The sequence below is a fragment of the Streptomyces anthophorae genome, from assembly GCF_049310305.1.
Classification (GTDB): Bacteria; Actinomycetota; Actinomycetes; order Streptomycetales; family Streptomycetaceae; genus Streptomyces.
Map to the genome: position 1 here is coordinate 5,614,899 of NZ_JBLWQQ010000001.1, position 12,247 is coordinate 5,627,145.

11 protein-coding genes are annotated in these 12,247 nt (G+C 72.3%); 5 read left to right on the top strand and 6 right to left on the bottom strand.

Annotation, left to right across the window (positions count from 1 at the left end; all coding sequences use genetic code 11):
- Window positions 1–54: 54 nt before the first annotated feature.
- From ACNYS0_RS25585 to ACNYS0_RS25600, 4 genes are all read right to left on the bottom strand, one after another.
- On the bottom strand, window positions 55–1,026 hold the full coding sequence (locus tag ACNYS0_RS25585; protein WP_422476799.1) for a PD-(D/E)XK motif protein: 972 nt from the start codon (window positions 1,024–1,026) through the stop codon (window positions 55–57).
- Window positions 1,019–2,560, bottom strand: coding sequence for an ATP-binding protein (locus ACNYS0_RS25590; RefSeq protein WP_422476800.1), 1,542 nt, complete (start codon window positions 2,558–2,560; stop codon window positions 1,019–1,021). The genes ACNYS0_RS25585 and ACNYS0_RS25590 overlap by 8 nt, the downstream gene beginning before the upstream one ends.
- Before the next feature lie 72 nt (window positions 2,561–2,632).
- A complete protein-coding gene (locus tag ACNYS0_RS25595; protein WP_422476801.1) occupies window positions 2,633–3,058 on the bottom strand; it encodes a very short patch repair endonuclease in 426 nt (141 codons plus the stop codon).
- Window positions 3,059–3,077: 19 nt separating this feature from the next.
- On the bottom strand, window positions 3,078–4,124 hold the full coding sequence (locus ACNYS0_RS25600) for a tetratricopeptide repeat protein (RefSeq protein WP_422476802.1): 1,047 nt from the start codon (window positions 4,122–4,124) through the stop codon (window positions 3,078–3,080).
- Window positions 4,125–4,458: 334 nt separating this feature from the next.
- On the opposite strand from ACNYS0_RS25600, the gene ACNYS0_RS25605 reads away from it, so the two are divergent.
- The 3 genes from ACNYS0_RS25605 to ACNYS0_RS25615 are packed head-to-tail and all read left to right on the top strand — an operon-like array spanning window position 4,459 to window position 7,006.
- Window positions 4,459–5,262, top strand: a complete 804-nt coding sequence (locus ACNYS0_RS25605) for a class E sortase (RefSeq protein WP_422482777.1) — start codon at window positions 4,459–4,461, stop codon at window positions 5,260–5,262.
- A 5-nt stretch (window positions 5,263–5,267) separates the two neighbouring features.
- Window positions 5,268–5,516, top strand: coding sequence for a DUF3311 domain-containing protein (locus tag ACNYS0_RS25610; RefSeq protein ID WP_422476803.1), 249 nt, complete (start codon window positions 5,268–5,270; stop codon window positions 5,514–5,516).
- Window positions 5,513–7,006, top strand: a complete 1,494-nt coding sequence (locus ACNYS0_RS25615) for a sodium:solute symporter family protein (protein ID WP_422476804.1) — start codon at window positions 5,513–5,515, stop codon at window positions 7,004–7,006. Before ACNYS0_RS25610 ends, ACNYS0_RS25615 begins: the two co-directional genes overlap by 4 nt.
- Window positions 7,007–7,061: 55 nt before the next feature.
- Here ACNYS0_RS25615 and ACNYS0_RS25620 read toward each other — a convergent pair whose 3' ends face one another.
- Both ACNYS0_RS25620 and ACNYS0_RS25625 read right to left on the bottom strand, forming a co-directional pair.
- Window positions 7,062–9,605 (bottom strand): FtsX-like permease family protein, encoded by a 2,544-nt coding sequence (locus ACNYS0_RS25620; protein ID WP_422476805.1) that lies wholly within the window; start codon window positions 9,603–9,605, stop codon window positions 7,062–7,064.
- Between the two features lie 115 nt (window positions 9,606–9,720).
- Complete coding sequence (locus ACNYS0_RS25625) at window positions 9,721–11,151, bottom strand: MFS transporter (protein ID WP_422476806.1); 1,431 nt, start codon at window positions 11,149–11,151, stop codon at window positions 9,721–9,723.
- Window positions 11,152–11,276: 125 nt separating this feature from the next.
- Here ACNYS0_RS25625 and ACNYS0_RS25630 point away from each other — a divergent pair, with 125 nt between their 5' ends.
- Together ACNYS0_RS25630 and ACNYS0_RS25635 are read left to right on the top strand one after the other, a co-directional pair.
- The gene (locus ACNYS0_RS25630) at window positions 11,277–11,807 is read left to right on the top strand and encodes a winged helix-turn-helix transcriptional regulator (RefSeq protein ID WP_422476807.1); all 531 of its coding nucleotides are present in this window, start codon (window positions 11,277–11,279) and stop codon (window positions 11,805–11,807) included.
- Between the two features lie 43 nt (window positions 11,808–11,850).
- Complete coding sequence (locus ACNYS0_RS25635) at window positions 11,851–12,168, top strand: DUF6412 domain-containing protein (protein WP_422430869.1); 318 nt, start codon at window positions 11,851–11,853, stop codon at window positions 12,166–12,168.
- Window positions 12,169–12,247: the final 79 nt, after the last annotated feature.

Here is a 12,247-nt window from a genome sequence, read left to right on the forward strand (position 1 = left end):
TGTGCAGGGCCAGGCGTATGTCGTCGTGCACGGGAGGGCTTCTTCCGAGGAGGGTCAGGACGGGAGCTGGAGGTCGGTGAGCGGGGCGGGCGGCTCGGTGGTGGGGGCCAGTCCGCCGACGTCGATGACGTACTGGACCGAGCCGATGCGCTCGGGAGGGGCGGCGGCGAGGGGGAGGCGCGGCAGTACGGGGGAGTCCAGGACCAGCGGGGTCGAGCGGGCCACCCAGCGCTCGTCGTCCTCCTGCGTACGGGACCAGCCGATCGTCGCGAGGTCGCGCTCGAGACGGGCGAGTGAAGCGGGGGCGTGCTCGGAGATCTCGACGGACACGGCGGCGACAGTGTCGGCGAGGGTCACGCCCTCGGCGCCGCCGCGAGTGAGCTGCAGCGAGACGAACCACAGGGCTCGGCCGGGCGCGGGATCGAGCTGACCGAGGCCGTGCACGGCGTGCCGGCGCTCCTCGCTCGCGGTGGTCTTCACCTCGACGTCGTAGCCGGGCAGCCCGAAGTCGTGTTCCTCGCCTGCGGGGCCCGTCCAGGCGGTGACGGCCTTCTCCCAGCCGTGGGCGGCCGCCAGCGCACGCATCACGGTCAGCTCGCCGAGCAGGCCGATTCGTTTCTCTGTGGACAGCTCGCGGGTCCGGCCGAGCAGCGCTGTCCAGGCGCGGACCGTTTCGGCGAAGGCCTGGTCTAGGGTGCGGCCGTGGGTGACGATGCGGTCGGCGATCGCTGTGAGCAGGTCGTGGAAGTCGCGCAGCAGCGCCGGGTCGGTGGTTTCGATGCGAGCCTTGCGCGCGCCGTTCTCGCGGATCTGGTCGATGCGGATCATCGGCAGGTTGGTGCGCGGTGGCCGCTGTCGCGACTGCAGACCGACGTGCAGGGCGATGTGATCGCCGCCGTGGCCCACGACGTACTCCACGGACGGCGAGGTGCCCAGCGGGAACGTGGTGGCCTGACCCCTGTCCAGATAGCCCGACACTTCGGACCAGGACACCGAGGGGCGCGGGGCGCCGGTCGACTCAGTCATCGTCGTCCCCCACACGCTCCAGTTCCGCGCGAGCCGCGGAGACGAGCACGGACTGCCACAGCTGCAGGTTGTCCTTCTCGCGGCTGCCGCTGTACTCCTTCTCGAAGACCTGGTGGAGGAGCAGGTACATGAGGGACTTCAGGACGGGGGCGTCGTTGAGGCCGCCCCGACGGCCGCCGAGGATGGCGGCGCGGTAGTGCTGGTTGAGGACGATGGTGCGGTTCTCGCGGTCGATCTCGAAGAAGGTGCCGTTGTCGGCGAGCTTCTGCCAGCGCAGCTGTACGGGGTCCTCGTACGGAATCGCGGGCAGTTCCTCGGCGATGGTCTCGCGGACGGTCGGGTCGAGGCCCTTGCCCGGCGGGACGACGGCCTTGCGGGTGGTGCCGGAACGCTTGCGTGCCTCGCGGTAGGTGCCCTCGGCGTCGGCGAGGTACTGCAGGAAGGTGTGGCCGGCGGGGTCCGCGGCCTTCTCCAGGGCGGTGGCGAACTCCGGCGAGGCCTCCACACCGGACTTCTTCACGGTGAGGCGGAAGACGTCGCCGGCATCGTGGTCCGGGAGATCGACGGCGATCCGGGCCAGTGACAGGTGCTGCTCGGGCTGACGGAAACCGTTCCAGCCACCGGCCTGGACCAGGCGGTCGTGCCGGTAGAAGTAGAAGCCCTGGCGGTCGAGGACGGTGCCGACCGCCTTGTACTCGTCGAGGTTGGACTTGGGCGTCCATATGTGGGCGTCGAGAGTGAGTTCGCCGGAGGAGGGGAGCGCGGCCGCGAAGCGGCGGGGAAAGTCGGGGTGGCCGCTGACCGGGTAGCCGAAGGGGTCGAGCGGCTGGACGCCGAAGTCCAGGTACACCGTTCCGTTGCGGACGTCCTCCACTGCGATGGTGATGTTGAAGTCGTCGCGGGCCAGGAACCGGTGGAGGTAAAGACCCAGGTGAAGGCCCAGCTTGTTGATCGTGCGGTGGAGGTAGCGGTCGGTCTGGCCGCCCCCGCCGTGCTTCGGGAAGTCCTTGACGCCGTCCCAGCGGACGACCGTGCCCTGCCAGACGATGGGTCGGTCCGCGTACCGGTCGATCAGGTTCTGCGCGTAGTCCGGGTCGACGATGTCGCACTGGAAGCCGGAGACGGCCCGCTGCATCAGCCAGCGACGGCCGGCGGTCCGGGTGCGCTTGGTGGTGCTGACGACGGTGACGGCGGAGGCATGGCTGAGGGACGCGGACTTCAGACCGGTACCGAACATGCCCAGAGCCCTGGGGGCGTAGTTGCGGCGACCGCCCACCGTCATCGCGACGTCCAGGTCCTCGTCGCTCATTCCCTTGCCGTCGTCCACGACGAGCAGGTTGACGAGCTGATCGCCGTCCCTGAGAAAGTGGATCACCACGTCCTTGGCGCCGGCGTCGATGGAGTTGTCGACGAGGTCCGCGATGGCGACCTCGAAGCCGTATCCCTGGCTGCTGAGTGCTTCCATGTACCGCGCGTCGGGCGGGAGATGCTTGCTCCCTGCGGTGGGCACGTCGAACTGCCAGTCCGTGGTCATTGCCTCGCCTCGTGGTCACTACACATACGTACGCCCAATGGTGCCGGTAGGGCACGGGGCGGACAAGCGGACCTAAGTCCTCTTTACGGTGGGTTCGCGGGCCTCCGCGATCACCCGCGCCACCTCCGCCGGATCCTCGTGCTCCCAGAACCTGAGCACGGTCCAGCCCGCCGCCTCGAGGTGCCGCGTCGTCTCGTTGTCGCGAGCCATGTTCTTGTCGAGCTTGTTCCGCCACCACTCGGCGTTGGCCTTCGGCTTCGTCGCGTGTTGGGGGCAGCCGTGCCAGAAGCAGCCGTCCATGAAGACGGCGATCTTGTCCTTGCCGAAGGTGATGTCGATGGTGCGCCGCGGCATGCCGGGGACCGGGACGTTCAGGCGGTAGCGCAGGCCGGCGGCGTGCAGGAGGCGTCGGACCGCCACCTCGGGCGTGGTGTCGCGTGAGCCCTGGCGGCTCATGCGCGCCGAGACGGCGGCGGAGGACGGGACGGGGTGGTGCATGGTGCGGGGCCCTTGGTCGTCAGCCGGCCGTTCCGTGGCACCCCGAATACGCCACCCCCGACCCGCACCAGCACTCCGCCCCCGCCGCCGGAGGCCACGCCACCGCGCGACCCCGCGCCGCCAGCGTCGTCGCGTACTGGGGGAGCAGGGAGACGTCCTCCGGGGAAGAACCCTCCGACGCCGCGAAGGCCTCGTAGGACGGGACCGTGCCCGTGACGATGCCGAGGTTGGCCGTGCCGGAGGCGGAGAGTTCTCGCAGGGAGGCTTCCGTGGCCGCCAAGTGGGCCTCGTACGACGGGTATTCCGAGGACAGGCTCGGATACGCCGACAACAGCTCCGTGTACTCCGACGACGGCCAGTGGAGGACCGCCACCGGGAACGGGCGGGACAGGGCCTCCCGGTACGTGCCCAACTCCGCGCGGAGGCGGGAGATTTCGGCCTGGAGTTCCGCCGGGTTCTCCGAGCCGAGGGCCCACGTGCGCTTCGGGTCGTGGAGTTCGTCGAGGGAGACCGGCGTGCGGTTGGCCTGGTCGGCGAGGGCGTCCCACGCGTCGTGGTCCGAGCCGAGCATGCGGCGCACGCGGTGGCGGCCGAGGAGCAGGGGGTGTTTCGGCAGGGGGATTCCTGTCTCCCGCTCCGAGTCCGTGACCAGGAGTTCCAGGCCCTCCGTGAACGTGTCGTGGGCCTGTTCCAGCTCGTCGTGGGCCTCCAGGGACTCCGCCACGATCACCCACGGAGCCGGGTCCCGAGGCGCCGCCGTGCGGACGCCCGTGATGATCGCCCGGGCCTCCGCCTCGTGGCCGTACTCCCACAGGTTCGCCGCCTTGAGCGCGCGGATCAGGGCGGGGGACTGGGGGGAGTCGGCGGCCAGCAGGTTGTCGTAGAGGGTGGTCGCGCGGTCGCGGGCCTCGGCCAGTTCGTAGTGGGCCGCGGCCTGGAGGAGCAGGTGCTCCGCGTCCTCCGGGTACATCGCCGCCGTGCGCTCCAGGCGCTCGGCTTCCGCGACGTGGCTCGCACGGTCGGTCTCGGCGTTCTCTGCGGGCGTGGCAGGGGTGTCGGGGCGCATGGGGGACACCGTACTGCCGGAAGCTTTCGCACGGACCCGCCCGATCGGGTCGCGGACACCCGGCCATCGCACGCATGGCCGCCACCCCGCCGCCCTGCGGTCACCGCGTACCCCGCCGCCCCGCGGCCACCGCGTGCCCCGCCACCCCGCCGCCACTGCGTACCCCGCCGCCCCGCGCGGCCTCTGCGTACCCCGCCACCCCGCCGCCACCCCGTACCCCGCCACCCCGCAGCCACCGCGTACCCCGGACCCCCCTACTCCCCGCGCCCTGCCTCTGGTGACTTCGCGCGCCGCGATCTATCTTGCGCGCGTGCTGCTGCAACGTATGCCCCGGATGCGTACCGACCGGCCCGCCGTCGTCACTCAAGGGCGGGCCCACAGGTCCACCGCCCGCCGCCTGCTCTGGAACGGCGCCGAGGCCGCCGTCACCCTCGGCCTCGTCGTGCTGCTGCTCGTCGTGCACCAGTTGTGGTGGACCAATCGGCAGGCCAGGGCTGGCGCCGACCATCAGGTGCAGGCACTGGAGCAGCAGTGGGGGGACGGGCCGGCCGCCGGGTCCGGAGGGTCGAGTGACCCCGGCGACTCCACCGAACCCGCCGCCGGGACCGCCGAACCCACCGACGCCCCGAGTGACGATCCCTCCGTCGCTCCCGACGCCCCCGCCAAGCCCGCGCCCCGGCCCGACTGGGACCAGGCCTACGCCATCCTCGGCATCCCCCGCCTCGGCCTGCGCGCACCCGTCGCCCAGGGCATCAGCAAGTCGGCCGTCCTCAACCAGGGCTACGTCGGCCACTACCCGGACACCGCCCAGCCCGGCGGTGCCGGGAACTTCGCGCTCGCCGGGCACCGGAACACGCACGGCGAACCGTTCCGGTACATCAACCGGCTGCGGCGCGGCGACACCCTCACCGTCGAGACGAAGGCGGCCTCGTACACGTACGTCGTCGACAAGACGCTCGCGCAGACCTCGGCCGGCGACGGGGGTGTCATCAACCCTGTGCCGCGCAGTCGCGTCGTGCCGGGGGCCGGGTACGGGGAGCCCGGGTACTACATCACCCTCACCACCTGTACGCCCGAGTTCACGTCCAAGTACCGGCTCGTGGTGTGGGGGAAGCTCAGCGCCATGCGTCCCAGGTAGCCGCCATGCGTCCGCGATGGCCGGGCACACCCCCGATAGGCTGCCGTTTCGTGATCAAACGGCCCCATCTGCTCTGGCTCCTCGTCCCCTTCGTGCTCTACATCGGCGCGCTGCCCTTCGTGAACCGCGTCGAACCCGTCGTGTTCGGGCTGCCGTTCCTGTTCGTGTGGCTGCTGGGGGCCACGCTCGTCACCCCGTTCGCCGCCTGGCTCACCTGGCGCGGCGACCAGCGGCTCAAGCGGGGCCGGTCATGAGCAACGCCGCCGTCGCCACCACCCTCTTCGGCGCCTTCATGGTCGCCACCGTCGCCCTCGGGCTGCTCGCCGTGCGCGGCAGGGGCAGCGGCGGCGGGCTCGCCGAGTGGTCCGTGGGCGGGCGCTCGCTGGGGGCCGTGTTCGTGTGGGTGCTGATGGCGGGGGAGGGGTACACCAGTTTCAGTTACCTGGGGGCTGCCGGGTGGGGGTACAACTACGGCGCCCCCGTGCTGTACGTCGTCGCCTATATGTCCTGCGGGTACGCCATCGGGTACGTGGTCGGGCCGTTGTTGTGGTCCTACGCGCGCCGGCACGGGCTCGTGAGCATCACCGACATGGTCGCCCACCGGTACCGCAGGCCGTGGCTCGGCGCCGCCGTCGCCGTCCTCGTCACCGTGTTCCTGCTCCCGTACATCCAGTTGCAGATCACGGGGATGGGCGTCGTCGTCTCGACGATCTCGTACGGCGCCGTCAGCCTCAACTGGGCCTATTTCATCGGCTTCGCCGTCACCACGTTGTTCGTGGTGGTGAGTGGGCTGCGCGGGAGCGCGTGGGTGTCGGTGATGAAGGATCTGCTCGTCATCGTCACGCTCGCCTTTCTCGCCTTCTACGTTCCGCTGCACTACTTCGACGGCTACGGGGCGTTCCTCGACCGGCTCGTCGAGGAGAAGAGCGCCTGGCTCACCCTTCCCGGGAGCGGCGGATCGCCCTACGGGGAGGGGTGGTTCGCGACCACGACCTTCCTGAACGCGCTCACCGTCGTCATCTTCCCGACCACCGTGGCCGGGTATCTGGGCGCGCGCAGCGCCGACGCGCTGCGGCGCAATGCGATGTGGCTGCCCGCGTACAACGTGCTGCTGTTCGTGCCCATGTTCCTCGGGATGGCGGCCCTGTTCGTCGTGCCGGGGCTCACCGGGGCCGACTCGAATCTCGCGCTGTTCAAGCTCGTCGTCGATTCGCTGCCCGCGTGGGTGGTGGGGATCGTCGGGGTCGCGGCCGCGCTGTCGTCGATCGTGCCGATGGCCGTCTTCATGCTGGTCATCGGGACGATGTGGGGGAGCAGCGTCTTCTCCCTCGTGCCGCGGTGGCGGGGGGCCTCCCGGTCGCAGAAGACCGGGGCGCAGGTCGTCGTCGTGGTGGCCGGGTCGCTCGCGCTGGTCCTCACGTATGCCGCGCCGAACACCCTCGTACGGCTGTCCCTCATCTCGTACGAGGGGATGGCGCAGCTCGTGCCGATGCTGTTGGTGGGTCTTGTGTGGCGCAGGTTGAGCTTCGCCGGGGCGGTGAGCGGGCTCGTCGTCGGGGTCGGGATCGTGTGCGGGCTCGTGTTCAGCGGGCACGATCCGGTGTTCGGGATGAACGCCGGGATCGTCGCCCTCGCCGCCAATCTCGCCGTGACGCTGGTGGTGACGTACGCGTTCCCGGCGGACCGGGACGAGCGGGCGGACGAGGACGTGCTGGCCCGGGATCCGGTCGGGGCGGCGGGGTAGCCGCTCGGCGGAGTCCAGGACGACCAGGTCGTCCGCGAAGGCGGGCCGGCCGCTCCTACTCCTGCGCCCCGGCCGCCTCCACCGGCCGCGTGCGCAGCGCCGACCAGGCTGGCAGCAGCGTCGCGGCCAGTGACAGCGTGACGGCGCCGGCCACGATCGCCCCGTAGATCCACCAAGGCCCGGACGGCATCCAGGTGTTCGCCGCCGCATGGGCGAACGGGACCAGCGAGGTGCTCGCGGCCGCCGTGCCGAGCAGCAGTCCGATCGCGGCGACGATCAGGGACTCGATGGTCAGCATCTTCATGACCTGGCCCTTCGTGGAACCGACCAGCCGCTGGAGCGCGAACTCCCGGCGGCGGCTGCCGACGGAGAGGACCAGGCTGTTCACCACCGCGAGCACCGTGTAGGCCACGATCATCGCGATCAGCAGGTAGTTGATCCAGGCCTGGGTCCGCGCGTCCTCGGCATGGGCCTCGATCAGCGTCTCGCGGTCGGTGACGTCCAGGCCCGGCGCGAGGGTCGCGAGACCGGCGACGGCCGAGGGCGAGGCCCGGACCAGGATCTGCGTGGGCCGGCCCGGATCGGTGTGGGACGCGAGCAGGTCGGCGGGAAGGAAGGCCGTCTCGTAGCCGGGGCGGCCCTTGAACAGCGCGACGATACGGACGTCGACCTCGCCGCGGTCGCCGAGGCGGAGCGTGAAGCTGTCGCCGACCGTCCTGTGCAGCTCGCGCGCCCGCTCGGTGGTCAGCGCGACGGTGTTCCCGTCGAGTTCTTCGAGGCTGCCCGCGACCGGTCGTACGGCTGTGGTGAGTGAGGCCTGTTGCCCGCTGACGCCCTGTAGTGGGATGCCGTCCTCGCCGGTCGCACCGTCGATGAAGCCCGTGCTCGTGGCGTAGGCACTCGCCGCCTCGACGCCCTTGGTGCGCCGGACCTCGGCCAGGAGCGCGTCGGAGATCCCGCCCGCCGTCGGTGAAAGCACCGCGTCCGCCCGGAGGTTGGCCGCGTACGCCGCATTCGTGGCCTCGATCTGCGTGGTCTGGAGATAGAGATTGCCGGTCGCCACGCCCGTCGCCAGCATCAGCGGCGTCACCGCGGCGGCCATGCGGACGGCGCGGACCCGGGCGTGCGAGACGGCCAGCTTTCCGCCGGCTCCGGTGAACCAGCGCACCGGGCCGCCGATCAGCCACGCCATCAGCTTGGTGAGACCCGGTCCGAGCAGCGCGAACCCGATGACGGCGCACAGCACGGTCGGTCCCGCGGTGCTGCCCGCGATCGGTCCGTCGAAGAGCAGGACGGTGAGGATCGCCAGCGCGGCGGCCCCGGACAGGAACAGGACCGCCAGGACGATCCGCAGCGGGTGCGCCCAGCGCAGCTGCACCTCGGCCTCCCGCAGCGCCTCCACCGGCCTGACGTTCACCCCGCGCCGGGCGCCGATCCAGCCGCCGAGGAGCGCGGTGATCAGCAGCGCACCGCCCGCGGCCACGGCCGGGATCCAGCCCTGCGCGTACGTCACGGAGTCGGAGACGAAGCCCGTGTCCTGGAACTCGCCGAACAGCCATCGGCCCACCGGCGGTCCCGCGAACCAGCCCGCGCCCGCCGCGGCCACGGCGACCATCAGCGTCTCGGTCAGCAGCATCCGCCGCAGCTGGCGCTGCGTCGAGCCGATGGACCGCAGCAGCCCGAACTCCCGGCGCCGCTGCCCCACCGACAGTGCGACCGTCCCGGACACCACCATGATCGCGACGATGGTGGTCATGCCGCCGAACGCCCCCGCCAGCGCGACCAGATCGCTGCCGCCGGTCAGCACCTCGGGGAACTCGACGGTGCCCCTGCCGTCGCCGGACACGACCTTGAGCGGCTGCCCGTCGAGCGCCGCGGCGACCCGGTCGCGTACGTCGCCGAGGTCCGTGCCGGAGTCCGTCGTCACGGCGATGTCCGCGACCGCCGGGGCGAGCGCCCGCGCCGCGTCGTCGGAGAGGAACAGCGCCGCCCGGTCCAGCTGCCGGGCGGTGTTCACCACCGCGCTCACGGTGTACTTCCGCGTACCGTCCCCGGCCGCGATCCGCACCTCGTCACCGAGGCCGGCGCCCGCGGCCCGAGCCGTTCCGGCGTCCAGCGCCACCTCGTCGTCCCGCGCCGGCGCCCTGCCCGCGACGATCCCGTACGGCGCGAAGGCGGCCGAGGCCCAGCCGTGCGCCTGCGCCTTCACGGGGCCCGCCCCGTCCCGTACGTCCTCGGCGTCTCGTGAATCCCTTACGTCCCGTACGAGCGCCGCGTCGAAGGTCCGCTCGGCGACGGCCGCGCGGACGCCCTCGACGCCCCGCACCCGGTCGAGTGCCGCGGCGGGCACGGGGACCCGCTCGGGCATGATCGCCGGATCCTCGGTGTCGTCGCCCTTGGCCGGCGGAGCCACCGACCGGTCGCCCGTCACCACGAGGTCGGCCCGCGCGAGCCGCTGCGCGGGCGCGTTGTTGCGTACGCCGGTCTCCAGCAGCCCACCGCAGGTCATCACGGTGACCGTGCCGAGGAAGAGCGCGAGGAACGTGGCCGTGAGGCTCTTCCCCCGGTACCGGATGGTGCGCCTGGCCAGCTTCCACATGTCCCTCGTCCCCTCCGCCTGGTCCCACCGATCACGCTAGGGACCCGGGGCGTGGGCGCCCATGGGAGTGGCGCCCGTGTGCGGGGTGGGGAGAACCCCCGCAACGGCAGCGGGTTCAGGGCCGCTCGGGCGCCGGCCGCCGCTCCCGCAGCGTGAGCAGCAGGACCGCCGCCAGGAGCGCCAGCGCCGCCGACACCCCGAACACCGCGTTCGTGCCCTGGTCCAGGGCGTGCCGCGTGGTCCCGGTCGACGTGGCGACCGCGATCATCAGGGCCACGCCCGCCGCCGAACCGATGTAGCGGGACGTGTTGTTGGCGCCCGAGCCCATCGCCGCCCGGTCGGCCGGCACCGAGTCGACCGCGAGCAGCGGCAGCGCGGCGTTCAGCAGTCCGCTGCCGATCCCGGAGACGACGAGGCCCGGCAGCAGGCGCTTCCAGTCGCCCGAGCCCGCCGCGCCCAGCATCGTCGCCACGGCCACCGCGTGCAGCGCGAAACCGGCGGCGAGCTGGTGCCGCGGCGAGATCCGGCCCGCGAGCCGCCTCGCCTGGAGCGCCACCACGAACGACGTCCCCGACCAGAGCACGAACAGGCCCGCCGTGCCCATCGCGGTCACCCCCATCGTGTGCTGCACGAGCGTGGGGACGTAGGAGAAGAGCGCCACGACGGCGAAGCCGGTGAAGAACGCGCCCGTCGTCGACGCGAGGAAGAGCGGGCGGCGCAGCAGGGACAGGTCGATCATCGGCGTGCGGGTGCGGCGTTCGATGGCCGCGAACGCCGCGAGCAGTACGGCCGCCGCCGCGAGCAGGGCGCCGATGGGGGCGCGCAGCCAGCCGTCGCGGCCGAGGGTGAGTGCCGCGAGGAGGGCGACGAGGGCGAGGCCGAGGGTGAGGGCACCGGGCAGGTCGGGGCGGCCGCCGCGCGGGGACCGGGACTCGGTGAGGGCGCGGGGTGCCAGGACCGCCACGACGGCCGTGGCCAGGCCGAGCGCCCCGTACGCCCAGCGCCAGTCGGCGAGGTCGGTGACCGCGCCCGCGAGGACCGGGCCGAGCGCGATGCCTCCGCTGACGAACGCGCCCCACACGCCGGTGGCCCTGATCCGGCCCGCCGGGCTCGGGAAGGCGTGCACCAGCAGGCCCAGGCTCGCGGCGAGGATCGCGGCCGACGCCGCGCCCTGCGCGATCCGGGCGAGCGTGAACAGGAGCGTGTTCGTGGCGAGCGCGCCGAGCGCGGTCGTGACGGCGAGCAGGGCGGTGCCGAGGACGAAGGCGCGGCGCCGCCCGTAGTCGTCGGCGAGGCTGCCCGCGACCAGGAGCAGCGCGGCGAGGCCGAGCGGGGTGCCGTTCAGCAGCCAGGCCTGGGCGGAGAGTCCCGTGTGCAGGGACGCGGCCGTGTCGGCGAGCGTGATCATCGGCGCGGTGTACGTCATGAGGGCCACGGCCGTCGCCGCGCTCGTGACGGCGAGGGTGGCGACGGGGCGGGGCGGCGGCGTCGCCGGGGAGGCGGTGCCGCGCGGCGCCTGGGTGCGTACGGGCTGGGGCTGTGGCATGGGTGGACCCATCCAGTCTCAGATGCGGACTTAGGTTCAGTGAATGAACTCACCGGGTCCGATGAACGTAGCACGGTAGGTTCGGTCATTGAACTGGAAAGCCGGAAAGTGGCTACAGTGGGGCCATGGCTCTCGGCAAGGACTACGCGTCGCAGCAGTGCTCGCTCGCCCGCGCGCTGGAGATCGTCGGCGAACGCTGGACGCTGCTCGTCGTGCGCGACGCGCTCTACGGCGTGCGGCGCTACAACGACTTCCTCGTGCACCTGGGCATCCCGCGCGCCGTCCTCGCGACCCGGCTCCAGGCGCTCACCGCGGCCGGAGTCCTGGAGAAGCGGCAGTACCAGGAGTCGCCGCCGCGCCACGAGTACGTCGTGACCGAACACGGGCGCGGGCTGTGGCCCGCCGTGCGGGCGCTCGGCGCGTGGGGCCGGGAGATCCCGGGATCGCTGCCGATGCGCGAGTTCCGGCACGCCGTGTGCGGCACGCCGCTCGGTGTCGTCGGCGAGTGCGCGACGTGCGGGGGCGCGCCCGTCGAACCGGAGGACGTCGAGATGCTGCCGGGCGCCGGGCTCGACCCCGACCCCGCCGACCCGGTCAGCCGGGCGCTGCTCGAACCGCGACGCCTCCTCCAGCCGGTCGTGACCGAGCCTGTATAACTGGCGGGAGACACGTACCCGAGCGGCGGGAGGAGGCAGGCGCATGGCACGCACGACCAGTGGCACCACGGCACTGCGACCCGTCGCCCTGCTGCTCTTCGTCCTCCTCGGGTCGGCGCTCGTCGACACCGGAAGCTTCGTCGGTGCCGTCGCGCTCGCCGCGACCGCCGCCGCGGGCTCGGCCCTCGCCGCCTGCGCCGTCCTGGCCGCGCGTTCCGCGCCCGCCGTGGCGCGCACCCGCGTCCGCACCGCCATCCGCGACCGCGAGCGGCGCACCGCGTTCCTGCCGCAGCGCGATCCCGACGCCTCCGGCCGCCCCAGGCCCCGAGCCCCCGGACGCCTCGTCCCGACGGGCTGCTGAACCCCTGAACCCTCTGGGCTCACCGGTCCGTCACGCCGACTCATTTCTCGATCTTTGATGTCAGGCACGACGAGACCCC